The sequence below is a fragment of the Lysobacter sp. GQ73 genome (assembly GCF_059758755.1).
Genome location: NZ_JCAXEE010000004.1, coordinates 23,910 through 46,442 on the forward strand (window position 1 = coordinate 23,910; position 22,533 = coordinate 46,442).

Annotated in this window: 19 protein-coding genes, 1 pseudogene and 1 riboswitch; of the genes and pseudogenes, 15 read left to right on the top strand and 5 right to left on the bottom strand. The window is 69.8% G+C overall.

Annotated features, from left to right (window positions below; genetic code table 11):
* Positions 1 to 91 precede the first annotated feature (91 nt).
* The 3 genes from gspD to AC6CH2_RS12745 all read left to right on the top strand — a co-directional run bounded on the left by gspD (position 92) and on the right by AC6CH2_RS12745 (position 4,399).
* Complete coding sequence (gene gspD, locus AC6CH2_RS12735; protein WP_498269920.1) at positions 92 to 2,245, top strand: type II secretion system secretin GspD; 2,154 nt, start codon at positions 92 to 94, stop codon at positions 2,243 to 2,245.
* 398 nt (positions 2,246 to 2,643) lie between these two features.
* Entirely contained in the window at positions 2,644 to 3,483 is an 840-nt protein-coding gene (locus AC6CH2_RS12740; RefSeq protein WP_435396307.1) for a glycosyltransferase family 2 protein, read from the top strand.
* Positions 3,467 to 4,399, top strand: a complete 933-nt coding sequence (locus AC6CH2_RS12745) for a glycosyltransferase (RefSeq protein WP_498269564.1) — start codon at positions 3,467 to 3,469, stop codon at positions 4,397 to 4,399. Before AC6CH2_RS12740 ends, AC6CH2_RS12745 begins: the two co-directional genes overlap by 17 nt.
* A gap of 313 nt (positions 4,400 to 4,712) precedes the next feature.
* Here AC6CH2_RS12745 and AC6CH2_RS12750 read toward each other — a convergent pair whose 3' ends face one another.
* Positions 4,713 to 5,675, bottom strand: coding sequence for an MBL fold metallo-hydrolase (locus AC6CH2_RS12750; protein ID WP_498269565.1), 963 nt, complete (start codon positions 5,673 to 5,675; stop codon positions 4,713 to 4,715).
* 197 nt (positions 5,676 to 5,872) lie between these two features.
* Between AC6CH2_RS12750 and AC6CH2_RS12755 the strand changes: the two genes are divergently transcribed.
* Entirely contained in the window at positions 5,873 to 6,742 is an 870-nt protein-coding gene (locus tag AC6CH2_RS12755; RefSeq protein ID WP_498269566.1) for a DUF1444 domain-containing protein, read from the top strand.
* A gap of 33 nt (positions 6,743 to 6,775) precedes the next feature.
* On the opposite strand, the gene pyrF is transcribed toward AC6CH2_RS12755, so the two are convergent.
* The 4 genes from pyrF to lpxO form a co-directional block, all read right to left on the bottom strand.
* Positions 6,776 to 7,588: an orotidine-5'-phosphate decarboxylase gene (gene pyrF, locus AC6CH2_RS12760; RefSeq protein ID WP_498269567.1), complete on the bottom strand. Its 813-nt coding sequence runs from the start codon at positions 7,586 to 7,588 to the stop codon at positions 6,776 to 6,778.
* 205 nt (positions 7,589 to 7,793) lie between these two features.
* Positions 7,794 to 8,531 carry a type I methionyl aminopeptidase gene (map, locus tag AC6CH2_RS12765; RefSeq protein ID WP_498269568.1) on the bottom strand — a complete coding sequence of 246 codons (738 nt, stop codon included), beginning with the start codon at positions 8,529 to 8,531 and terminating at the stop codon, positions 7,794 to 7,796.
* Between the two features lie 190 nt (positions 8,532 to 8,721).
* Positions 8,722 to 10,383, bottom strand: coding sequence for an energy-dependent translational throttle protein EttA (gene ettA / locus AC6CH2_RS12770; protein WP_435396313.1), 1,662 nt, complete (start codon positions 10,381 to 10,383; stop codon positions 8,722 to 8,724).
* Positions 10,384 to 10,648: 265 nt separating this feature from the next.
* Complete coding sequence (gene lpxO, locus AC6CH2_RS12775) at positions 10,649 to 11,551, bottom strand: lipid A hydroxylase LpxO (RefSeq protein WP_435396314.1); 903 nt, start codon at positions 11,549 to 11,551, stop codon at positions 10,649 to 10,651.
* Positions 11,552 to 11,777: 226 nt separating this feature from the next.
* On the opposite strand from lpxO, the gene glyA reads away from it, so the two are divergent.
* From glyA to thiL, 11 genes and pseudogenes are all read left to right on the top strand, one after another.
* The gene (glyA, locus tag AC6CH2_RS12780; protein WP_498269569.1) at positions 11,778 to 13,031 is read left to right on the top strand and encodes a serine hydroxymethyltransferase; all 1,254 of its coding nucleotides are present in this window, start codon (positions 11,778 to 11,780) and stop codon (positions 13,029 to 13,031) included.
* Positions 13,032 to 13,178: 147 nt separating this feature from the next.
* The gene (gene nrdR / locus AC6CH2_RS12785) at positions 13,179 to 13,697 is read left to right on the top strand and encodes a transcriptional regulator NrdR (RefSeq protein WP_435396316.1); all 519 of its coding nucleotides are present in this window, start codon (positions 13,179 to 13,181) and stop codon (positions 13,695 to 13,697) included.
* Between the two features lie 49 nt (positions 13,698 to 13,746).
* The gene (locus AC6CH2_RS12790) at positions 13,747 to 14,937 is read left to right on the top strand and encodes a hypothetical protein (protein WP_498269570.1); all 1,191 of its coding nucleotides are present in this window, start codon (positions 13,747 to 13,749) and stop codon (positions 14,935 to 14,937) included.
* Positions 14,938 to 15,422: 485 nt separating this feature from the next.
* Positions 15,423 to 15,758: a hypothetical protein gene (locus tag AC6CH2_RS12795; protein ID WP_498269571.1), complete on the top strand. Its 336-nt coding sequence runs from the start codon at positions 15,423 to 15,425 to the stop codon at positions 15,756 to 15,758.
* On the top strand, positions 15,755 to 16,849 hold the full coding sequence (gene ribD / locus AC6CH2_RS12800; RefSeq protein WP_498269572.1) for a bifunctional diaminohydroxyphosphoribosylaminopyrimidine deaminase/5-amino-6-(5-phosphoribosylamino)uracil reductase RibD: 1,095 nt from the start codon (positions 15,755 to 15,757) through the stop codon (positions 16,847 to 16,849). The genes AC6CH2_RS12795 and ribD overlap by 4 nt, the downstream gene beginning before the upstream one ends.
* Positions 16,850 to 17,050: 201 nt before the next feature.
* Positions 17,051 to 17,827: a class I SAM-dependent methyltransferase gene (locus tag AC6CH2_RS12805; protein WP_498269573.1), complete on the top strand. Its 777-nt coding sequence runs from the start codon at positions 17,051 to 17,053 to the stop codon at positions 17,825 to 17,827.
* Positions 17,828 to 18,113: 286 nt separating this feature from the next.
* Positions 18,114 to 18,294, top strand: a riboswitch (FMN riboswitch).
* Positions 18,295 to 18,462: 168 nt separating this feature from the next.
* A pseudogene (locus tag AC6CH2_RS12810) lies at positions 18,463 to 19,053 on the top strand (riboflavin synthase); the annotation flags it as partial.
* 77 nt (positions 19,054 to 19,130) lie between these two features.
* Positions 19,131 to 20,294: a 3,4-dihydroxy-2-butanone-4-phosphate synthase gene (gene ribB, locus AC6CH2_RS12815; RefSeq protein ID WP_498269574.1), complete on the top strand. Its 1,164-nt coding sequence runs from the start codon at positions 19,131 to 19,133 to the stop codon at positions 20,292 to 20,294.
* Between the two features lie 150 nt (positions 20,295 to 20,444).
* Entirely contained in the window at positions 20,445 to 20,912 is a 468-nt protein-coding gene (ribH, locus tag AC6CH2_RS12820; RefSeq protein ID WP_057916922.1) for a 6,7-dimethyl-8-ribityllumazine synthase, read from the top strand.
* The gene (nusB, locus tag AC6CH2_RS12825; protein WP_498269575.1) at positions 20,909 to 21,370 is read left to right on the top strand and encodes a transcription antitermination factor NusB; all 462 of its coding nucleotides are present in this window, start codon (positions 20,909 to 20,911) and stop codon (positions 21,368 to 21,370) included. The genes ribH and nusB overlap by 4 nt, the downstream gene beginning before the upstream one ends.
* Before the next feature lie 88 nt (positions 21,371 to 21,458).
* Complete coding sequence (gene thiL, locus AC6CH2_RS12830; RefSeq protein WP_498269576.1) at positions 21,459 to 22,481, top strand: thiamine-phosphate kinase; 1,023 nt, start codon at positions 21,459 to 21,461, stop codon at positions 22,479 to 22,481.
* Positions 22,482 to 22,533 lie beyond the last annotated feature (52 nt).

The window sequence follows — 22,533 nt, forward strand, 5'->3', positions numbered from 1 at the left end:
TGAACGCATGAAGCTACGTCCCCAGCAATACGCCACCCACGCCCTCGCCGCAGCGGTCATCGCCACGCAACTGGCGTCGTGCGCCAGCGTGATGTCGCCGCGACTGCACCGCGACGGCGATCCGGCCTCTCTCAAGGGACCCCAGGGCGAGGATGCCCGCGCCAGGTTGGTTCGCGACGGCGTCGTCCAGCAGCCGCTCGAAGGGCAGGCCGACGAGGACGGTCCGCAGGCGCAGATCCGCCGCGGCACCGGCCAGGTCATCAACCGCAGCGCCGCTGCGGCCCCGCCGCCGGGCCTGGGCGCGACCAACGGCACCGCCACTTTCAATTTCGAAGGCGAGTCGGTGCACGCGGTGGCCAAGGCCATCCTCGGCGACATGCTGGGCCAGAATTACGTGATCGCGCCGGGCGTGCAGGGCACGGTGACCCTGGGCACGCCCAAGCCGGTCAGCGCGGCCGAAGCGCTGAACCTGCTCGAGATGGTGCTGAGCTGGAACAACGCGCGCCTAGTCTACACCGGCGGCCGCTACAACATCGTCCCGTCCGACCAGGCCCTGGCCGGCAACGTGGCGCCGCGCACCGGCTCGGCCGCGGCCGCGCGCGGCTTCGAGGTGCGCACGGTGCCGCTGAGGTTCATCTCGGCCACCGAGATGGAAAAGATCCTCAAGCCGTACGCGCGTCCGAACGCGATCGTCACCGTCGACAATGCGCGCAACGTGATCAGCGTCGGCGGTACCCGCGCCGAGCTCGAAAACTACCTGCGCACGATCGAAGTGTTCGACGTCGACTGGCTGTCGGGCATGTCGGTCGGCGTGTTCCCGCTGCAGTCGGGCAAGGCCACCAAGGTCGTCGCCGACCTGGAGAAGGTGTTCGGCGAGCAGAGCAAGTCGCCGGTCTCGGGCATGTTCCGCTTCATGCCGCTGGAAGGCGCGAACGCGGTCATGGTGATCACGCCGCAGGCCGACTATCTCGACGACATCAAGGACTGGCTCGACCGCATCGACAGCGCCGGCGACAACATCCAGTTGTTCACCCTGGAACTCAAATACATCAAGGCCAAGGACCTCGCCGACCGCCTCGCCGAAGTGTACGGCTCCAACCGCAGCGGCAACGGCGGCGGCGACAACGGTCCGCCTTCGCTGATGCCCGGCCTGGAATCGGTCGAGCTGCGCGATGGCGACAACGGATCGAGCGCCGACATCGGCAAGGGCGGTAGCGACAGCGGCTCGGGTTCCAGCGGCGGCGGCCTCGGCAGCGGCGCATCGCTCGGTTCGCGCCAGTCCGGCAATGGTTCGGTCACCCTCGAGGTCGACGGCGCCAAGGTCGGCGTGTCGGCCGTCGAGGAAACCAATTCGGTCCTCGTGCGTACCAGCCCGCAGGCCTGGAAGTCGATCCGCAACGTGATCGAAAAGCTCGACGTGATGCCGATGCAGGTGCATATCGAGGCCCAGGTGGCCGAGGTCGAACTCGGCGGCGCGCTCGAATACGGCGTGCAGTGGTTCCTCGACCGCGCCACCATCGACAACGGCTTCGGCGACCTCAACCGCAGCACCAATCCGGCGGTGCCGCCCAAGTGGAGCACGGTTGCGGCCAGCATCGGCGGCGTCGGCGGCAACGGCCTGTCGTGGTCGCTGATCAAGAACAACGCCGCGGCCATCCTCAAGGCCCTGGACTCGGTCACCGACGTACACATGCTGCAGACGCCGTCGCTGTTGGTGCGCAATAACGCCGAGGGCTCGCTCAACGTCGGCACCAAGATCCCGATCGAGTCGGTCTCGGTCAACGCCGGTACCGGCAACAACAACACCGTCAGCCAGGTGCAGTACCTCGACACCGGCGTGATCCTCAAGGTGCGGCCGCGGGTGAGCCGCGACGGCATGGTGTTCATGGACATCGTCCAGGAAGTCAGCTCGGTCGGCCCACGGCTCAACGACAACAGCCCCAACGTCACCGTCAACACCCGCAAGCTCAAGACCGAGGCGGCGGTGCAGAGCGGCGAGACGGTGATGCTGGCGGGCCTGATCAACGACGAAACCCGGCGCAGTTCGGGCGGCTTGCCGGGTTTGAACCGCATCCCGGTGTTCGGCGCGTTGTTCGGCAGCCAGAAGTCGGCGACCACGCGTCGCGAGACCATCATCCTGTTGACCCCGACCCTGGTGCGCAACCCGCAGGAATCGCGCGACCTGACCGACGAATACAGCCGTCGCTTCCGCGCCATGGAACCCCTGCAGCCCAAGAAGAAGTAAACCTGGCTGCGCGGTGTCTGCCTGGGGCCGGCTTGCCGGCCCCAGCTTTGCAGGGCCCGCCGGCTTGCCGGCCCCGTCGCTTTGCAGGGCCCGCCGGCTTGCCGGCCCCGTCGCTTTGCAGGGCCCGCCGGCTTGCCGGCCCCGTCGCTTTGCAGGGCCCGCCGGCTTGCCGGCCCCGTTGTTTTCGGAGCCTCGCACCTTGCCGGCTCGGTCGTTCTGCGGACCGTCGCCGGCTGGTCCCCTAATTGTCCGCGGGCCAGTGGCGCCGCGCCCACGCCGCCGTGCCCCGGCCTCGGGTCGAATAGCTCAAGCCATGTCCGCCGCCCACGACCGCCCCGACGAACGCTCCCTTGCCCGGCCGGCTATGGGACCATGCGGCTTCGTGATAGAACCCCGCCATGACTGAATTGCCCATCGTCGTAGTGCCGGTCGGTGCCGACGACGACGCACTCGATGCTTGCCTCGCCGCACTGGAGCTGTGCACGCCGCCGGGTGCGAGGGTGTGGCTGGCCGACGACGCCCGCGCCGGGCCGCGCGGCTACGCCATCGTCGAACGCTGGCTCCAGCGCACCGCGCTCAAGGCCGATTACAGCCGCCGGCAGCGCAGCCTCGGCGAGGTCGCTCACCTGGACGAAGTATTGAGCGTCTGCGGCGACGCCGACGTGGCCGTGCTCGCCCCCGACGCGGTGCCCGCGCCGGGCTGGCTGTCGCGGCTGAGCGCCTGCCTGGCCGCCGACGGCGCGATCGCTTCGGCCACGCCCTGGTGCAACGCCGGCGAAGCGGCGGCCTGGCCGCGGATCGGCGAGATCGCGCCCCTGCCGGACGCTGAAGATGCCGACCGCCTGTCGCGGGCCCTGCAGCAGATGCCGGCGCTGTACCCGGAACTGCCGGCCGCGATCGGCCACGCGGTGCTGCTGCGCGGCAGCGCCCGCCGCCGCGCCGGCGGCCTCGATGCGGCGAGCTACGGCTCCTGGTATGCGGCGCTGACCGACTTGTCCCTGCGCCTGTCCGGACTGGGCTGGCGCAACGTGTTGTGCGATACCGCTTATGTCGCTCGCGGCGGCGAAGGCCGGCCCAGCGACGGCGACATGGACGCGCTGGCCGCGCGCTGGCCGGACTGGCACGCGCGCCTGGCGAACTTCCTCATGCACGACCCCCTGCGCGAGCCGCGCCAACAACTCGCCGACCGCCTCGAACGCGTCGGCCCACCGGAACCGCAACGTGATCTCTTCCTCTGACCCCGGCCAGGCGCATCCGGGCGCCGACGAGCGCGCGGCTCCCAACCAGCCTGCGCTCAACGAGCCTGCGCTCAAGGCGATCGTGGTCAGCTACCGCAGCGCGGCGACGATCGACGAATGCCTGAGCCGGCTGCGCAACAGCCTCGGCGTCCAGGCGATCCGCGTCGTCGACAACCAGTCCGACGACGGCACTCTCGACATCGTCCAGCGCCACGCCTCCGCCGACCCGCGCCTGCGCTTCATCGCCAACCCCGACAACCCGGGCTTCTCGGTCGGTTGCAACCAGGGCGCGGCCGACCTGGAGCCGTCGGCGGAGCAGGACGACTGGCTGGTGTTCGTTAATCCGGACTGCATGGTCGAACGCGACACCTTGCTGCAATTGCATGCGCTGGCGGCGCCGCTCGGCGAGGTCTTGCTCAGCGCCGACCTGATCAACGAGCAGGGCGAGCGCGACGTCGCCGTGCGCCGCCGCGACCCCGATTTCGGCGCGATGCTGGCCGGCCTGCTGCGCCCGTGGGCGGCGCCGAAGATGGCGGTCGCGCCCGACGACACCCTGGCCGTGCAACAGGTCGAGGCGACCTCGGGCGCGCTGATGCTGATGCCCCGGCGCCTGTTCGCGCGCATCGGCGGCTTCGACGAGGGCTACCGCCTGCATGCCGAAGACCTCGACCTGTGCCGGCGGGTACGCGAAGCCGGCGCGGTCGTCGCGGTCGCCAACCGCGTCCGCGTCGTGCACGTGCGCGGCGTATCCAGCCGCTCGCGGCCGTTCTTCGTCGAGTGGCACAAGCATCGCGGCCTTTGGCGTTACTTCCGCAAGTTCGAAGCCTCGCGCCGCGGCGCGCTGGTGCGTATCGGCGTGTTCGCGGCGATCTGGGGGCGTTTTCCGATCGCGGCGTTGCGGGCGTGGTGGCGCTGAGCCGCGACGCTGCGCATCGCGGCCGGTTTCCGGCTGCTTCCAGTCCGCACGTTCGCGCGGTGAAATCCAGGAGCGCGCGCTCATCCGTGCTGCGCGCAGTTTCTGCCGTTGGGGGAGAAGGGCAAAGCCGGGCTTTGCCTGCAACGAAGTACCGGCTCGCTTCGGCCCTTCCGACGTGAAGCTTCAGCGCCGCTCCCGCTCGCGAGACAGAGGTGGAGCGCCGCCGTAGCGTTAAAGCCAGCGAACCTAGATGCTTGCGTTCTGCGGTACTGCGCATCCTTTCAACCGCAAGGGAAGACGGACAACGCGCACCTCAAAGCTCCATCAGATCGCGCCCGATCACCAGGCGCCCGGCGTAATACGGCGCGACCGCGTCGCGCCAGACCTCGTCGGTCAGCGAGGGGTCGCCACCCGGCACGAAATGGCTCAGCACCAAGGTCTTCACTCCGGCTTCGGTGGCGAGGCGGCCGACCTGCTCGGTGGTGGTATGGCTGTCGAGCAGGTGCTGGCGCAAACGGCCGGCCTGGGCTTCGCTGGCGATCAGCCGCTCCAGCGCGGGCAGGTACATGACCTCGTGCACCAGCACGTCGGCGCCGCGCGCGAGTTCGATCAGCGCCGGCGACGGCCGGGTGTCGCCGGAGAACACGATCGAGCGGTCCGGGCAGTCGAAACGGTAGGCGAACGCCGGAGCCATCGGCGGATGATCGACCAGGGCCGCGGTGACCTTGACCCGTTCGTCGCGCATCACCACGCCGCCGCGGCGCAGTTCGTGCGGGCGGATCAGCGGCGCCAGCGGCGGGCGGCCTTCGTCGGCGGTGCGGGTGCGGATGTCCTCGGCGTTGAGCTGCAGGAAGCGCCGGGTCATGCGCGCCAGTGGCGGCGGCCCCCAAGTGCCGACCGGCCGGCGCAGGTCGGCGGCCCAGGCCAGCAACAGCAGATTGCCGTAGTCGGCGTTGTGGTCGGAATGGTGGTGGGTGAGAAAAACCTCCCGGATCGCGCCGAGCGGCAGCCCGGCCAGGGCCATCTGCCGGGCGATGCCGTTGCCGCAGTCGACGATGTAGACCGCGCCGTCGACGACCACCGCTTGCGCGGGCGCCGCGCGCAGCGCCTTCGGGGTCGGGCCGCCGGCGGTGCCGAGCAGGATCAGGCGCGACCGCGGTGACACCGCCGCGGGCGCGGCCCCTGCGGAGCCGAAACCCGGCGCCAGCGCGCCAAGGGCCAGGCCACCGGTGGCGGCGAGAAAACGTCTGCGGGACAGGGTGTCGATGGCGGCCATGGCCACAGCCTAATGCCATGCGGTCGCGCCGGGCCAACGGTGCGGTCGTACTCGGCACGCACGTATCTGGAGCGGCGCTCGCTCGCGGCGTGTGCCGCCAGTCGGAAAATGCAGCGCGGCGACGTTGCCGGCTTGGGCCCGGCCGTATAGTCGGTCGGACGACCACAGGGGGTCGGTCAGTCGACAGGGAGTCGGTGATGTCCATCTTCAGCAAGTGGTTCGGCGGCAAGCCCGCGAGTTCGCAACAGGCGGCGCCGATGGACCTGGTGACTTTCGCCGAGCGCTACGCCGCGGCGGTGCGTGCCGCCTGGCCCGAGGCCCGGATCGAGATCGGGCACGGCGCGGCGACCGCCGACACCCGGGTCGACTGGAGCCTGCCGGACGGCTTCAAGGCCACTCATTTTCTCGGCAACAGCTACTTGCGCTATCTCGGCGCGCCGCAGCAGCTGGAGACGATCTTCGCCGAGCAACTGGCCGGCGCGCGCGCGATCCAGCGCGATTTCGCCAGCGGGCCCGAGGCCGCGAACACGGTGATCCTGCCGGTGCTGAAGACCCGCGGCTGGCACGAGACCGCTTTGCAGCAGGCGCGCGCATTCGGCACCGAGTCGATGCTGCCCTTCATCGTCGAGCCGCTGGCCGGCGATCTGGTCCTGACCTATGTCGAGGACACCCCGGATTCGATGAGTTTCCTGTCGCCGTCGGAGGCCGAGCGGCGCGGTCTCGACCGCGAAAGCCTGTACATCCAGGCGCTCGACAACCTGACCCGGTTCCTACCGGAACTCGACGTGCAGGGCGGCGGCGGGCGCTACGTCGCCCGGCTCGACCGCAACTACGACGCCAGCATGGTGCTGCTGTTCGACCGTTGGCGCGACCGCATCGAGATCAAGGGCGAGCCGGTGTTCGCGATCGCCGCGCGCGACGAGCTGATGCTGTGCGGCAGCGAGGACGACGACAGCGTCGCCTCGTTGCGCGACATCGCCGGCGAGATCGCGCTGTCGTCGAGCTACAACCTCTCGCGCGCCTTGTTCATCCACCGCGACGGCGGGCTGCAGGTGTTCGCTAGCTGACCCCGGTTTGGCGGGCGCGCGCCCGACCAAGGCTCAGCGGTAGCGGTTGATCTCGTCGCGCAGGGACTTCGCCGCCGCGGCCGAGGCGGCGGCATAGTCGTCTGCGTTGGAGGCGTACAGGATCGCGCGCGAACTGCTGACCATCAGGCCGGTGCCGTCGGCGGTCTTGGCGTTGGTCACCACCGCCTCGACATCGCCGCCCTGCGCGCCCACGCCGGGCACCAGGAACGGCACCTCGCCGACGATCGCGCGCACTTCGCGCAACTGCGACGGCCAGGTCGCGCCGACCACCAGCGCGCAATTGCCGTGGCCGTTCCATTCGCGTGCGACCTTCTCGGCGACGTGCTGGTACAGCGGGCGGCCGGCGACGTCCAGATCCTGCAGGTCGCCGGCACCGGGGTTGGAGGTGCGGCACAGCACCACCACGCCGCGGTCGGCGCGGTCGAGGAAGGGCTGGACCGAGTCGCGTCCGAGATAGGGGTTGGCGGTGACCGCATCGGCGCCGTAGCGGTCGAAGGCTTCGGTGACGTAATGCTGGGCGGTGCTGCCGATGTCGCCGCGCTTGCTGTCGAGGATCACCGGGATGCCGGGATGGTTCGCGTGCGCGTAGGCGACCAGGCGGGCCAGCGCGTCTTCGGCGCCGAGCGCGGCGAAGTGGGCGATCTGCGGCTTGAACGCGCAGGCGAACTCGGCGGTGGCGTCGATGATGTCGCGATTGAAGGCGAACACCGCATCGGCGTCGCCGGCGAAACGCGCCGGAAACTTCGCCGGTTCCGGGTCGAGACCGACGCAGACCAGAGTGCCGGCCTGTTGCCAGCGTTGACGCAATGCCTGCATGAAGCTCATCGATGCGATTCCTGATGGTGATTGCAGTAAATCTGTTTCAACTCGATGCGGCGCGGAACCTCCCGTCCCAACCACCCCGCACCGTATTGTTCCTACTTCCTACTTCCTACTTCCTACTTCCTAGTTCTTAGTTCTTAGTTCCTAGTTCCTAGTTCCGCGAGCCCCGAGCCCCGAGCCCCGAGCCCCGAATCCCGAGTCCCGAACCTCAAGTCACCACAATCGGCGCCCCATGAGTAACGACTACGGTGTGCTCGAACTGCGCGGCATACCCGCGGCGGCAACGCATCGCCCAGCCGTCGTCGCCTTCGTCGACCCGGGTGCAATGGGTGGCCAGGAAAGGTTCGATCGTGATCACCATGCCGTCGTGCAGACGGCGGGTGTCGCGCGGATCGTAGTAGCCGGGAATGCTGCCGGGCGCTTCGTGCAGCGAGCGGCCGACGCCGTGGCTGCCGAGGTTGCGGATCACCCGGAAACCGCGCCGCGCGGCGATGCCTTCCACGGTGCGGCCGATGCTGTTGATCGGGTTGCCGGCGCGCAACTGCGCGATCGCCGCATCGCGGGCTTCGCGGGTGGCGTCGAGCAGGCGCTGTTGCGCCTGGCTGGCGGCGCCGACCACGAAGCTGCCGCCGGTGTCGGCGAAGTAGCCGTCGAGCTCGGCCGAGACGTCGATGTTGACCAGGTCGCCGTCGCGCAACACGCTGGCGTCGGGAATGCCGTGCGCGGCGACCGCGTTGATGCTGATGCAGGTCGCGCCGGGAAAATCGTAGGTCAGCGCCGGCGCCGAACGCGCGCCGGCGGCGCGCATCATCTGCGCGCCGATCGCATCGAGGTCGCGCGACACCGCGCCGGCCACCGCGGCTTCGCGCATGGTCGCGAGAATGCCGGACACCAGGGCGCCTGCGCGGCGCAGGCCTTCGAGTTCGTGGGCGTGTTCGACGGTCATGATGCGCTCCTCGATCGGTGGCGGAGGCCCGGCAGTGGCGCTCGGCCTGCGCGCGTGATTCGGCTCGGGCCGGCGCGGATCGCGCCGTCCGCGGCCGAGTGCGGGAAACCGCGCCGCATCGACCCTCGTGTGCGCGGGATCGGACTTCGCCAAGGCCGCCCGCGCCAGGCGCGGGCGGCCCCTGGGGACCTTACTTCAATGCCTTGAAGCGCAAGCGGTGCGGGCGTGCGCCTTCTTCGCCGAGACGACGCTTCTTGTCTTCCTCGTACTCGCGGTAGTTGCCCTGGAAGAACTCCACGTGCGAATCGCCTTCGAAAGCGAGGATGTGGGTGGCGATGCGGTCGAGGAACCAGCGATCGTGCGAGATGACCACCGCGCAGCCCGGGAACTCCAGCAGCGCGTCTTCGAGCGCGCGCAGGGTTTCCACGTCGAGGTCGTTGGACGGTTCGTCGAGCAGCAGCACGTTGCCGCCCTGCAGCAGGGTCTTGGCCAGGTGCAGGCGGCCGCGTTCGCCGCCCGACAGGGAGCCGACCATCTTCTGCTGGTCCTGGCCCTTGAAGTTGAAGCGGCCGATGTAGGCGCGCGACTGGATCTCGACACCGTTGATGTTGAGGATGTCGGCGCCGCCTGAGACTTCCTGGAAGACGTTGTGGTTGCCTTCGAGCTTGTCGCGGCTCTGGTCGACGTAGGCGATCTTGGTGCTCGGGCCCTTGACGATCTCGCCGCTATCCGGGGTTTCCTGGCCGGTGATCATCTTGAACAGCGTCGACTTGCCGGCGCCGTTGGGGCCGATGATGCCGACGATCGCGCCGGGCGGAATGATGAAGCTCAGATCGTCGATGAGCAGGCGGTCGCCGAACGACTTGGAGACGTTCTTGAACTCGATCACCGAATTGCCGAGACGCTCGCCCGGCGGGATGAAGATTTCGTTGGTCTCGTTGCGGCGCTGATACTCGACCGAGTTGAGTTCCTCGAAGCGGGCCAGACGCGCCTTGCCCTTGCTGCGGCCGCCCTTGGCGTTGCTGCGCACCCACTCGAGTTCCTTGGCCAGCGCCTTCTGGCGCGCCTTCTCGGTGTTTTCTTCCTGCTTCAGGCGCTCGGACTTCTGCTCCAGCCACGCGGTGTAGTTGCCCTTCCACGGAATGCCGCGGCCCCGGTCGAGTTCGAGAATCCACTCGGCGGCGTTTTCGAGGAAGTAGCGATCGTGGGTCACCGCCACCACGGTGCCGGTGTAGCGCGCCAGGAACTGTTCCAGCCATTCGACCGATTCGGCGTCGAGGTGGTTGGTCGGTTCGTCGAGCAGCAGCATGTCGGGCTTTTGCAGCAGCAACTGGCACAGCGCGACGCGGCGCTTCTCGCCGCCCGACAGCTTGCCGATGATCGCGTCCCACGGCGGCAGGCGCAGCGCGTCGGCGGCGACTTCCAACTGGTGTTCGAGGGTATGCGCATCGCCGGAGGCGAGGATCGCTTCCAGGCGCTGCTGTTCGGCGGCGAGCTTGTCGAAGTCGGCGCCTTCTTCGGCGTAGGCCTCGTAGATCTTGTCGAGCGCGGCCTGCGCGCTGAGCACGTCGCCGACGCCCACTTCGACCGCTTCGCGCACGGTCTGGGTCGGGTCGAGCTGCGGTTCCTGGGCCAGGTAACCGACCTTGATGCCGGTGGCCGGACGCGCTTCGCCGCTGAAATCGGTATCGACGCCGGCCATGATCTTCAGCACCGTCGACTTGCCCGCGCCGTTGAGGCCGAGCAGGCCGATCTTGGCGCCGGGGAAGAACGACAGCGAGATGTCCTTGATGATCTGACGCTTCGGCGGCACGGTCTTGCTGACGCCGTTCATGGTGTAGATGTATTGCATGCGGGCTCCGAAGCATGGACGCGCCGAGCCGGGCCGAGGCGGCCTGGGGCGGGGCGGGAAACCGCGATTATCCCGCAGGCGCTGGCTGCGTTCCAGCGCGAAGGCCGGCGGGATAGGGCGGAGGTAGCGGGACGGGGAGCCGCCGAAACCTTTCGACCCAGCCCGTAAGGCCCGCTGGAGCGGTTCGGCGGGCGGATCGGCGCGTTGCGGGCGGGGCCGGAAACTTCGAGCGCTCTGCGTGCCTGGGTTCAGCTTCGCCGATGGCTTACAGCCAGACGATCAGCGCGATCACGCCGGCGACCAGGGCGTACTTGAGCGCGTAATAGGTGCCCTTGCTGCGCGCCCGCAGGGCCTTGGCCTTCAGGCGCAGGGCGTAGAAGTACTTGAACAGGCGGTTGATGCCGCCGGTCTTGTCGCCTTCCATGTTCGGCGAGGCGCCCGCGGCGATCAGGTGCTTGGCGATGAACCGGTTCAGGCCGCGCGCCCAGGCCCAACGCATTGGCCGTTCGATGTCGCAGAACAGGATGATGCGGTTCTGCCCGGAACCGTTCTGGGCCCAGTGGATATAGGTTTCGTCGAACATGGTCCACTCGCCGTCGCGCCAGCTGTAGCGGGTGCCGTCGACGTCGATGAAGCAGGCGTCGTCGTTGGGCGTGTCCAGGCCCAGGTGCAGGCGCAGCGAGCCGGCATAGGGGTCGCGGTGCGGGCGCAGTTCGCCGCCGGGCGGCAGCTCGGTGAACATCGCCGCCTTGACCCCGGGGATCTGCCGCAGCAGCTCGGTGGTGACCGGGCACAGCTCGGCCGCCGAGGGGTGGGCGTCGTCGTACCACTTCAGGTAGAAGCGCTTCCAGCCGCGGCGGAAGAACGAATTGAAGCCGACATCGTTGTAGCCGTCGGCGGCCTTGATCTGCTGGATCGCTCGCAGGTGCAGGGCCTCGGCGCGGATCTCGCGCCAGCGCGCGCGCAGCGGTTCGAGCTCGGGGAAATGCTGGTCCGGGCTCAGGAAGGCGGTGGTCGGCACGCGCGAGCAGGCGTACATCAGCACGTTGACCGGCGCCATGAAGGTCGAATGGTCGAGCAACTGGCGGCCAAGACGGTGGCGTACGCGGCCGCGCAGGTGCACGTACACCGCGCTGGCGAGGAACAGGAAAACGAAGACCCATTTCACGGTCGGGACATCCAGGGGCGAGGCTAGGGGGGCGACGGAGCGCGCAGGCTGTATTGTCCGTCGGGGCCGGGGCCGGCGGCAGCCCCGCTTTGGCGGTTGGCCGCCATACGCCCCTAGGCTAACATTTCAAGTCTTACGTCAAGCCCGCCCGCGGATCCACACGGCCCGGCCTGATGCGAGGTTCCCCCTCCCTCCCGTCCGTTCTCTCCCCTCCCGAGGCCGCGTAATGTTCCCGAGCCACACCCGTATTGCCGGATTTGACGATGAACTCGCCCAGGCCATGGCCGCCGAGGTCCGCCGCCAGGAAGACCACGTCGAGCTGATCGCCTCGGAGAACTACGCCAGCCCGCGCGTCCTCGAAGCCCAGGGCAGCGTGCTGACCAACAAGTACGCCGAGGGCTATCCGGGCAAGCGTTACTACGGCGGCTGCGAATACGTCGACATCGCCGAGCAGCTCGCGATCGACCGCGCCAAGCAGCTGTTCGGCGCCGATTACGCCAACGTCCAGCCGCATTCGGGCTCGCAGGCCAACCAGGCCGTGTACTTCGCCCTGCTCAACCCGGGCGACACCATCCTCGGCATGAGCCTGGCCCACGGCGGTCACCTCACCCACGGCGCCAAGGTCAACGCCAGCGGCAAGCTGTTCAACGCCGTGCAGTACGGGGTCGACGACCAGGGCCTGATCGATTACGACGAAGTCGAGCGCCTGGCGCTCGAGCACAAGCCGAAGATGGTCGTGGCCGGCTTCAGCGCCTATTCGCAGGTCGTCGACTGGGCGCGCTTCCGCGCCATCGCCGACAAGGTCGGCGCGCTTCTGTTCGTCGACATGGCCCACGTCGCCGGCCTGATCGCCGCAGGCGTGTACCCGAGCCCGCTGCCGCACGCCCACGTCGTCACCTCGACCACCCACAAGACCCTGCGCGGCCCGCGCGGCGGCATCATCGTCGCCAAGGACCCGTCCGAGGACCTGGTCAAGAAGCTGCAGAGCATCGTGTTCCCGGGCATCCAGGGCGGTCCGCTGATGCACGTGATCGCGGCCAAGGCGGTCGCCTTCAAGGAAGCGCTGGAGCCGGAATTCAAGGAATACCAGGCGCAGGTGGTCAAGAACGCCCAGGCGATGGCCAAGACCATCATCGCGCGCGGCTACAAGATCGTCTCCGGCGGCACGCAGAACCACCTGATGCTGGTCGACATGATCGGCAAGGGCATCACCGGCAAGGACGCGGAAGCCGCGCTCGGCCAGGCCCACATCACGGTCAACAAGAACGCCGTGCCGAACGACCCGCAAAAGCCGTTCGTGACCTCGGGCCTGCGCATCGGCACCCCGGCGGTCACCACCCGCGGCTACAAGGAAGCCGACTGCGTCGCCCTGGCCGAATGGATCTGCGACGTGCTCGACAACCCGAAGGACGAGAAGGTCATCGCCGGAGTCCGCGAGAACGTGACCAAGCAGTGCGCCCAGTTCCCGGTGTATGAGTAAGTCCTCGGGACTCGGGACTCGGGGTTCGGGACTCGGCGAAGCGCCGTGTCCCGAGTCTGAGCATATCGTCAGGCGACGACCGCAACGCGCAGCCGAACTTTTATCCGAGTCCCGAGTCCTGAGTCCCGAGTCCCGGGTGGAGCGCTGATGCATTGCCCCTTCTGCCAGCACCAGGACACCCGCGTCATCGATTCGCGCGTGTCCGACGACGGCGCGACGATCCGCCGCCGTCGCGTCTGCGAGGCGTGCGGGGAACGTTTCAGCACGATCGAGACGATCGAGCTCAAGCTGCCGGTCATCATCAAGGGCGATGGCCGCCGCGAAGCCTTCGACGCGCGCAAGCTGCGCGCCGGTTTCGACCGCGCGCTGCAGAAGCGGCCGGTCTCGGAAGAACAGATCGAGTCGGCGGTGCGCGCGGTGGTCCACCAACTGCGCATGACCGCCGAGCGCGAGCTCGCCTCGCGCCGGGTCGGCGAGTTCGTCATGGCCGAACTGCGCAAGCTCGACCATGTCGGCTACGTACGTTTCGCCTCGGTCTATCGCTCGTTCGAAGACGTGGCCGATTTCCGCGAGGAACTCGACCGGCTCGAGCGCGACATCCCGGGCGAGGGCCAACTGCCCTTGCTCGGCGACGACGAGCCGCGCCCGGACAAGAAGAAGCGCTGAGCTTCCCTGCCGAGGCAGGGCTTTGTCACGCGGCGAAAGGAGTTCGCGCATGTTGAAGGCATACCGATCCGCACTGCCGATGCTCGCCTGGTTGGGCCTGGCCCTGCTGCCGTGCCGGGCCCCGGCCGCCGATCCGATCGAGGATCGCCAGCGTGCGGCGCTCGCCGGCCGCTATGTTCTCGAAGACGCCGACGAGGCCGTCTCGGAACTGGTGCTCCAGCGCGACGGCCGTTTCCGGTGGGGCCTCAGCGACGGTGCGACGGTCCAGTCCGCCGGCGGCCAGTGGAACGTGGGCGGCGACGGCATCGTGTTGAGCACGGATACGCCCGCATTCGATGCGCCGGTGTTCGCACTCGATCAGACCGTCGCCTGGACTGCGGACGCGCAAAAGCGCCTGGACGAGTACGCGGCGGAACGACGGCAGGCCCTGATCGAGGCGGCCTGCGGTTACCTGAAGACCTATGGCTCCGGTGTCGAATACGCCGAGCTGCTTGCGGCCAGCCTGCCCGAGGCGGGGCCCGCCGATGCCGCAGGCCGCAGCGCCGCGGTGGCGTCGCTGGCGCCGGCGTTGGCCGCGCTCGAACAGTCGCGGCTGGCGCTGGAAGCGACGGCGGCGCAGACCAGGCCGAAAGCCTGGCAGGCGGCGACGCCGGGCAATGCGGCCTCGGCCGCGAAGGCTGCCGCCGCGGCCGGCGCCGAGGAAGACGGCCTGCTCGACGACGGCGCGCTCGATGAGGACCCATTGGCGGCGGATATCGCGATGCGCACTTATCTGCAGCGGTTGGAGCAGGCCGCCACGTTGCACGCGACGGCCGGCCGTGCCATGCCGAAGCAGCCCGCGCCGCGATTCGACCGCGAGCGCTGCCTGGACCCGGCGGCCAAGGCCGAGGGACGAGGCGGTTACGCGGTCGTGATCGGCGACCCGCAGCGCGGCTACCGGGCGCAGGGGATCGGCGTCGAGTTCGTGTATTCCGACGGGCGCAGCGAGCGCACCGAGACCGGTCCGGGCGGCTGGGCTCTGGCGGTGCAGCGTCCCGGGGTGCGGCTGACCCGGGCGATCCTGCAACCGGCCGATCGCCCGCGCGAAACCGTGGCGCTGGACGAAAGCCGGGGCCGCATTTTCGCGATACGCCTGGACAGCGCCGCGGCGATGCCGGTGCCGTTCGAACAATTGATCCTGACCCGCGACGAGGGCGGCCTGATCGCGCCGCGGATACCCGGCCGTTATGTGCGGCATTGACAGTGGTTTGCCGGAGGATGCGATGAATCATTGGATGGCCGCTTTTCGCGCCGGCGCACTCGCCGCGATCGCCTGCTTCGCGTCCCCGGCCGCGTTCGCGGCAGCCGCCTGCACGCCCGCCGACGCGGCGCTGGCGGGGGCTTATGCCGGTACTGAAGCCGAGCCCAGGCCGAGCCTGCAGTTGAACCGGGACGGCAGCTTCCGGATGCGCGAGGTGCCGACCCCGGGCCTGGACGTGACCGGCTGCTGGCAACGCAGCGAGCAGACCGTCGTGCTGGTGGAGCGCGCGCTCGGCAGCGAAAACGGCATCAGGCGCGCGTTGCCGCCGCCATTGACCGACACCGATCTGGACCGGGTGCGCGGCGACGGCATCGACACCCTGCAGCAGGCGGTGGACGCGGGTTTGCTGCCGATGGGGCGTTGGTGGACGCATCGGCCGCGACGAGCCGGCGAGACGGTGCGGCTGAAGGTGTACGACCCGCGCTATGGTTTGGCGGTGGGCGACGCCAGGGGGGCTGCTGCGACTGGCCGATGGCCGGACGATCGAGCAAAACCCGGTGCGCGGCGACGACGGGACCTACGAGTTCGAGGCCTTGCCCGCCGATGCCGCGGTGAAAGCGATCGGCGTACGCTTCCCCGAACAGCCCGATACGCCGCGCTGGTTGAGCGTGGGCGGTCCGACCAGGCTGCTGTACCTGATCGAGTTCGACGCACAGACCACCGGTGCGGGCGAGGGCGGGATGATGACTTTGACCCTGCAAGCCGACCGCGGCCTGATTTCAGATTTCCCCGACGCCACCCACTTCAGGCGCATACCATGACCAACCCCTTCTCCGCCACCGATCACCTGCACATGGCCCGCGCGCTGCGCCTGGCCGAGAAAGGCGCGTACACGACCAAGCCCAATCCGCTGGTGGGCTGTGTGATCGCACACGGCGACGAAGTCGTCGGCGAAGGCTGGCACGAGCGCGCCGGCGAACCGCACGCGGAAGTGCACGCCTTGCGTGCCGCCGGCGACCGCGCACGCGGCGCGACCGTCTACGCGACCCTGGAACCCTGCGCCCACACCGGACGCACCGGGCCGTGCAGCGAGGCCTTGATCGCAGCCGGCGTCGGCCGCGTGATCGCGGCGATGCGCGACCCGTTTCCGCAGGTCGACGGCGCCGGTTTCGCCCGCTTGCAGACGGCCGGCATCGAGGTCGCGAGCGGTTTGATGGAAACGCAGGCGCGCGCGCTCAACCGCGGTTTTCTGTCGCGCATCGAGCGCGGCCGGCCGTGGCTGCGGATCAAGCTGGCGACCAGTCTGGACGGACGCAGTGCGCTGGCCAGCGGCGAATCCAAGTGGATCAGCGGCGAAGCCTCGCGCCTGGACGTGCAGCAATGGCGCGCCCGCGCCGGCGCGATCGTGACCGGCGCCGGCACCGTGCTCGCCGACGACCCCTCGCTGACCGTGCGCCTCGGCGACGACACCGCCTTCGTCGCGCCCTTGCGGGTGGTGCTCGACCCGGGCCTGGCCACGGTCGCGCGCGGCCGGGTGCGCGAAGGCGATGCGCCGACCCTGTACCTGCACGCGCCCGACGCCAAGCCGCCGCGCGGTTTCGCCGCCCAGCACGCGGCGGTGCCGATGCGCCAGGGCCGGTTCGACCTGGAAGCGGTGCTCAGGCTGCTCGCCGAGCGCGGCGTCAACGAGATCCAGCTCGAAGCCGGCGCGACCCTGGCCGGCGCCTTCCTCGCCGGCGGCTGGGTCGACGAGGTCCTGCTGTACGTCGCCCCGGTATTGCTAGGCGAAAGCGCGCGCCCCCTGTTCGACGGCCTCGGCATCGAGGCGATGAAGGACAAATTGCGCCTGGACCTGGTCGACTTGCGCCGGCTCGGCGAGGACACGCGGGTGCTGTTGCAGCCGCGGGGCTAGGGGGAGGGGACGAACTAGGAACTAGAAGCGAAGAGTGAGGAGTGAGGAGTGAGCGAGAGCGCCGGCGCGTCCGCTTTGCCCCACTTCTGACTCCTCACTCCTCATTCCCTCCGGTTGCCGCAAGCTCGACGACGCAAGCGGGGAGCGGGCGAAAGCTCGCCGCGCTTCGGCTCCGCTCACTCCTCACTCCTCGACCTCCCCATGAATCAAAACGCATTCAAGGACCATTTCTCCGCGCTCGCCGGCAGCTATGCGGCGGCGCGGCCGGAATATCCCGAGGCCTTGTTCGAGCTGATCGCGGCGCAGGTGCCGGCGAGCGCGCGGGTGTGGGAGGCCGGTTGCGGCAGCGGCCAGGCCACGCGCGGCCTGGCGGCGCGCTTCGCCCAGGTCCACGCGACCGAGCCGAGCGCGCAACAGATCGAACGACACTGGGCGCACGACGCGTCGCTGCGCGGCAGCGGCAACGTCAGCCTGGCGATCGAGCCGGCCGAGCGCACCGAACAGGCCGACGCCAGCGTGCAGTTGATCGCGGTCGCGCAGGCGCTGCACTGGTTCGAGCGCGAGCGCTTCTTCGCCGAGTGCGAGCGCGTGCTGGCGCCGGGCGGCGTGCTCGCGGCCTGGGGTTACTGCGATTTCATCGCGCCCGAGGGCATGGTCGGCGCGGTCGCGGACTTCCGCGAGCAGATCGAGGAACACTGGCCGCCGGAGCGGGTCCAGATCGAACAGCGTTATGCCGGCTACGAGTGGCCGTTCCCGGCCTTGCCGGCGCCGGCGCTGTGGCTGGAAGCGCAGTGGGGCCTGCGGCGCTTTCTCGGCTACTTGAACAGCATGTCGGCGACCGCACGCTGCCGCGCGGCGACCGGCGAAGACCCGGTCGCGCGGCACGGGCCGGCACTGTCGGCGGCCTGGGGCGCGTCGGGCGACGTAAGGACCGTGCAATGGCCGCTGTTCCTGCATCTGCGGCGCAAGCCGGATTGAGTGCCGGCGCGGAAGCGCCCTGGGGATGGGAGCGAGCGGGGCAGGGCGTGGGCCTGCGCTGCCTGCGCATGCTCCGGGCGAGCGCCGGAAATCCGAGTCTTTCTTACGAGTATGCCTGAAGCCCGTGCCGGCCAGGCCCGTCAGACCCGGCCAAGCCCGGCCACGCCTGCCGCCGCCGTGGCGCCATGAGCGGAACAGTGCATCCGCAGCCGGCCGCGGCGGACAACCGGCCGGCCCCGGCCCGGGTGCTAAACTGCGCCTGCCGGTTCGCCGGCGCTTCACTACGTAACGTCTTCAGGGCGGGGCGAAACTCCCCACCGGCGGTAGGCGCGGTCACGCGCGAGCCCGCGAGCGCCTGCAGGCCACTGGTTCCGAAGGCGGTCACGTCCCGGACCCGGCCCGCAGGGTCAGCAGATCCGGTCCGATGCCGGAGCCGACGGTCACAGTCCGGATGAAAGAAGACGGCCATGCACGGCTCGCGCTCGCAAGAGCCGGGAGCACCGAATCCGCGGCGCCGCCGCGGGTCGCGCGCTGGCCCATGCCTTGAGGCGTTTTTCGCTCACCACATGCGGGAAACGTTTCATGACCCACTTCCATCGCGATATCGCAGCGGCGCTCCGCCAGGAGACCCGCTGATGTTCACCGGCATCATCGAAGGCGTCGGCTCGCTCGCCGCCAGCCAGGACCTCGGCGGCGACGTGCGCCTGCGCATCGCCACCGGCAGCCTCGACTTCAGCGCGCCCAGGCTCGGCGAGAGCATCGCCGTCAACGGCGTGTGTCTGACCGTGATCTCGTTCGGCGAGGACTGGTTCGAGGCCGACGCGTCGACCGAGACCCTGTCGTTGACCACGCTCGGCGCGCTCGAGCGCGGCGCCCTCGTCAACCTGGAGCGGGCGATGCGCCCGACCGACCGCCTCGGCGGCCACATGGTCAGCGGCCACGTCGACGGCGTCGGCGCGGTGCTGAGCGTGCACGAAGACGCCCGCGCCCAGCGCTGGCGTTTCCGCGCGCCGGCCGCGCTGCTGCGCTACATCGCCAAGAAAGGTTCGATCTGCGTCGACGGGGTCAGCCTGACCGTCAACGAAGTCGACGACCAAGGCTTCGAAGTCGCCCTGATCCCGCACACCGTCGAGCACACCGCGTTCGCGCAGACCGCGGTCGGCGATGCGGTCAACCTGGAAATCGATCTGGTCGCGCGTTACGTCGAGCGCCTGCTCGGCGCCCGTCAAACCGACTCCGACCAACTCGGCTCCGACCAACTCGGTTCCGATCGAACCGACCCCCACGCTGCCGGAGCCGCTGCATGAATTTCGCGACCGTCCCCGAATTGCTCGAGGAAATCCGCGCCGGCCGCATGGTCGTGATCGTCGACGACGAAGACCGCGAGAACGAAGGCGACCTGATCATGGCCGCCGAGCTGGTGCGCCCGGCCGACATCAACTTCATGGTCACCCATGCGCGCGGCCTGGTCTGCCTGTCGCTGATGCGCGAGCGTTGCCTGCAGCTCGGCCTGGGACCGATGGTGCGCGACAACACCTCCTCGCACCACACCAACTTCACCGTCAGCATCGAAGCCGCCGAGGGCGTCACCACCGGCATCTCGGCCTACGACCGCGCCCACACCGTGCGCACCGCGGTGCGGCCCGACGCCAAGCCCGCCGACCTGGCCCAGCCCGGCCACATCTTCCCGTTGATGTCGCAGCCCGGCGGCGTGCTCAGCCGCGCCGGCCACACCGAGGCGGCGAGCGATCTGGCCTTGCTCGCCGGCCTGGAGCCGGCCGGCGTGCTGGTCGAGGTGCTCAACGCCGACGGCAGCATGGCGCGGCGCCCGCAACTGGAAGCTTTCGCCGCCGAGCATGGGCTCAAGATCGGTTCGATCGAGGAACTCATCCGTTATCGCCTCGCCACCGAGCACACGGTCGAGCGCGTCGATGCGCGCACGATCGAGACCGAGCACGGCCCGTTCCGCCTGCTGAGCTATCGCGACCGCCTGACCCACGCGCTGCATTTCGCCTTGCAGCGCGGCGAGCCCGATGCGAACGCGCCGACCCTGGTGCGCGTGCATATCCAGAACCCGCTCGCCGACGCCCTGCATTGGCGCCGGCCGGACTTCGGCCCGGCGGTCGGCGACGTGCTGGCGGCGATCGCCCGCGAAGGCAGCGGCGCGCTGGTGGTGTTGGCCGATCACGCCGACGCCGACAGCCTGCTGGCGCGCGTGCGCGAGACGGCGGCGGGCGAGGCGGCGCAGGACGCGGCATCCGCCGACGAGGCCGCCGAGACCGTCGCGCCGGTGCCGACCCGTGGCCACGCGCTGGCGGAGTGGCGGCGCAACGGCGCCGGCGGCCAGATCCTGGCCGATCTCGGCCTGGGCAAGCTGCGCGTGCTCGGCACCCCGCGCCGGCAGATCGGCCTGGCCGGCTTCGGCCTGGAAGTCGTCGAATACGTCGATATCGCCAAGCTCGCTTGAGCCCGGCGAGGCCGGCGAGCCCGGCGAGGCCGGCGGCCGCTCTCGCCGGCCGGCCCGCCAGGGCGGCGCCGCGGACCGAAGCGTCCCGGCGCCCGGCACCGGCCGGCCCCAGCCGCTAAACTATCCCTTTCGTCCAGCCGATTCCCCCTCATGCCCCATTACGAAGGCGACCTGCGCAGCCCCGAGGGCGCGCGCTACGCCATCATCGCCAGCCGCTGGAACCCGCGCATCACCGACACCCTCGTAGCCGGCGCCCGCAAGACCTTCGCCGAGCACGGCGTCGCCGAGGACGCCATCGACGTGGTCCGCGTCCCCGGCGCCTGGGAACTGCCGGTGGTCGCCGCGCGCCTGGCCGTGGCCGGCCAGCACGCCGCGGTGGTCGCGCTCGGCTGCGTCGTGCGCGGCGACACCCGCCATTACGAACAAGTCGCCGACGGTTGCTCCGACGGCCTGATGCGCGTTTCGCTCGACTACGGCCTGCCGATCGCCAACGGCGTGCTGGCGGTCGAACGCCACGAGGACGCCGAGGCCCGCGCCGGCGGCAATCACGGCAACAAGGGCGAGGAAGCGGCGCTGGCCGCCCTCGAAATGAGCCATCTGCTGGGGCAATTGCCATGAACCGCCGTCGTCAGGATGGAATCGACCCCGTAGCGCGTTCGCGCGCCCGCCGCCGAGCGCTGCAGGCCGTGTACGCCTGGCAGTTGTCGGGGGCCACGGTCAGCAACGTGATCGGCCAGTTCGCCCACGAACAGGCCCACGAAGTCGCCGACCTCGATTATTTCGAAGACCTCGTGCGCGGCGTCGACAAGCATCAGGAAGAGTTGGACGTCGCCCTGGCGCCGTTCCTCGACCGCGACGTCGAACAGGTCGACCCGATCGAACGCGCCGCACTGCGCATCGCCGCCTACGAGTTGCGTCATCGCCTCGACGTACCGTATCGCGTGGTGATCAACGAAGCGATCGAGACGGTCAAGCGCTTCGGCGCCGAACACGGCCACACCTACGTCAACGGCGTGCTCGACCATGCCGCTGCCGACTGGCGCGCGGCCGAGTTCGCCGCGTCTAAGAAGCGCTGAGCGAACCTTCCGGGCGTTGCCGCGCAACGTCCGAGCGAGATGGATTGCCGAGCGCTCGGTGGCGAGCGCGGACAGCGACGAGACCGCGATGAGCGCAGCCGAGTTCGACCTGATCGCCCGCATTCGCGCTCGCATCGGCGCCGGCCTGGCGCCGCGCGAGGACGTGCTGCTCGGCATCGGCGACGATGCCGCCTTGCTGCAGCCGCCGCCCGGCCTGCAACTGGTCGTCGCTACCGACACCCTCAACCGCGGCGTGCATTTCCCCGAGGACGCCGCGCCGGCCGACATCGGCTGGAAAGCGCTCGCGGTGAATCTGTCCGACCTCGCCGCGATGGGCGCGAGCCCGGCCTGGTGCACCCTGTCGCTGTCCCTGCCGGCCGAGGCCGGCTTCGAGACCGAGGTTTTCGTCGACCGCTTTCTCGACGGTTTCGTCGCACTCGCCGCCGGGCACCGCGTGGCCCTGGTCGGCGGCGACACCACTCGCGGCGCCTTGTCGGTGTGCGTGACCGTGCTCGGTTTCGTCGAGCCGGGCGCTGCGCTGCGCCGCGACGCCGCGCAGGCCGGCGACGAGATCTGGGCCACCGGCACGCTCGGCGACGCCGCCGCGGCGCTGGCCCTGGCCGGCATCGCACCCTACCGCGAGGCCGCCGTGCGGCGCTGCGCCGGCGACCCGGCCACCGACAACCAACGCTTGCGCGAACGTTTGCAGCGGCCGACCCCGCGAGTGAGCGCGGGCCGCGCCTTGCGCGGTCTGGCTCATGCCGGCATCGACGTGTCGGACGGTTTGCTGGCCGACCTCGGCCATGTCTGCGCCGCATCGGGGCTCGGCGCGTGCATCGAGGCCGGTGCGCTGCCGACTTCGCCGGCCTTGGCCGCGGCCTGCGAAGGCCCTGCGCGTTGGGGCCTGCAGCTCGGCGGCGGCGACGACTACGAGCTGTGCTTCACCGCGGCGCCAGCGCAACGCGGGGCGATCGCGCAGGCCTTGGCCGCAGTCGACACCCCGGCGACGGTGATCGGCGCGGTCGAAGCCGAGCCCGGTCTGCGGGTGCGCGCGCCCGACGGGTCGGCCTGGCAGCCGAGCCGTCGCGGTTATCAGCATTTCGCATCCTGAGCGGCGACGCCCGGCCGGCCGATCGGCGCGCCGCGTCGGCGAGAACATCGAT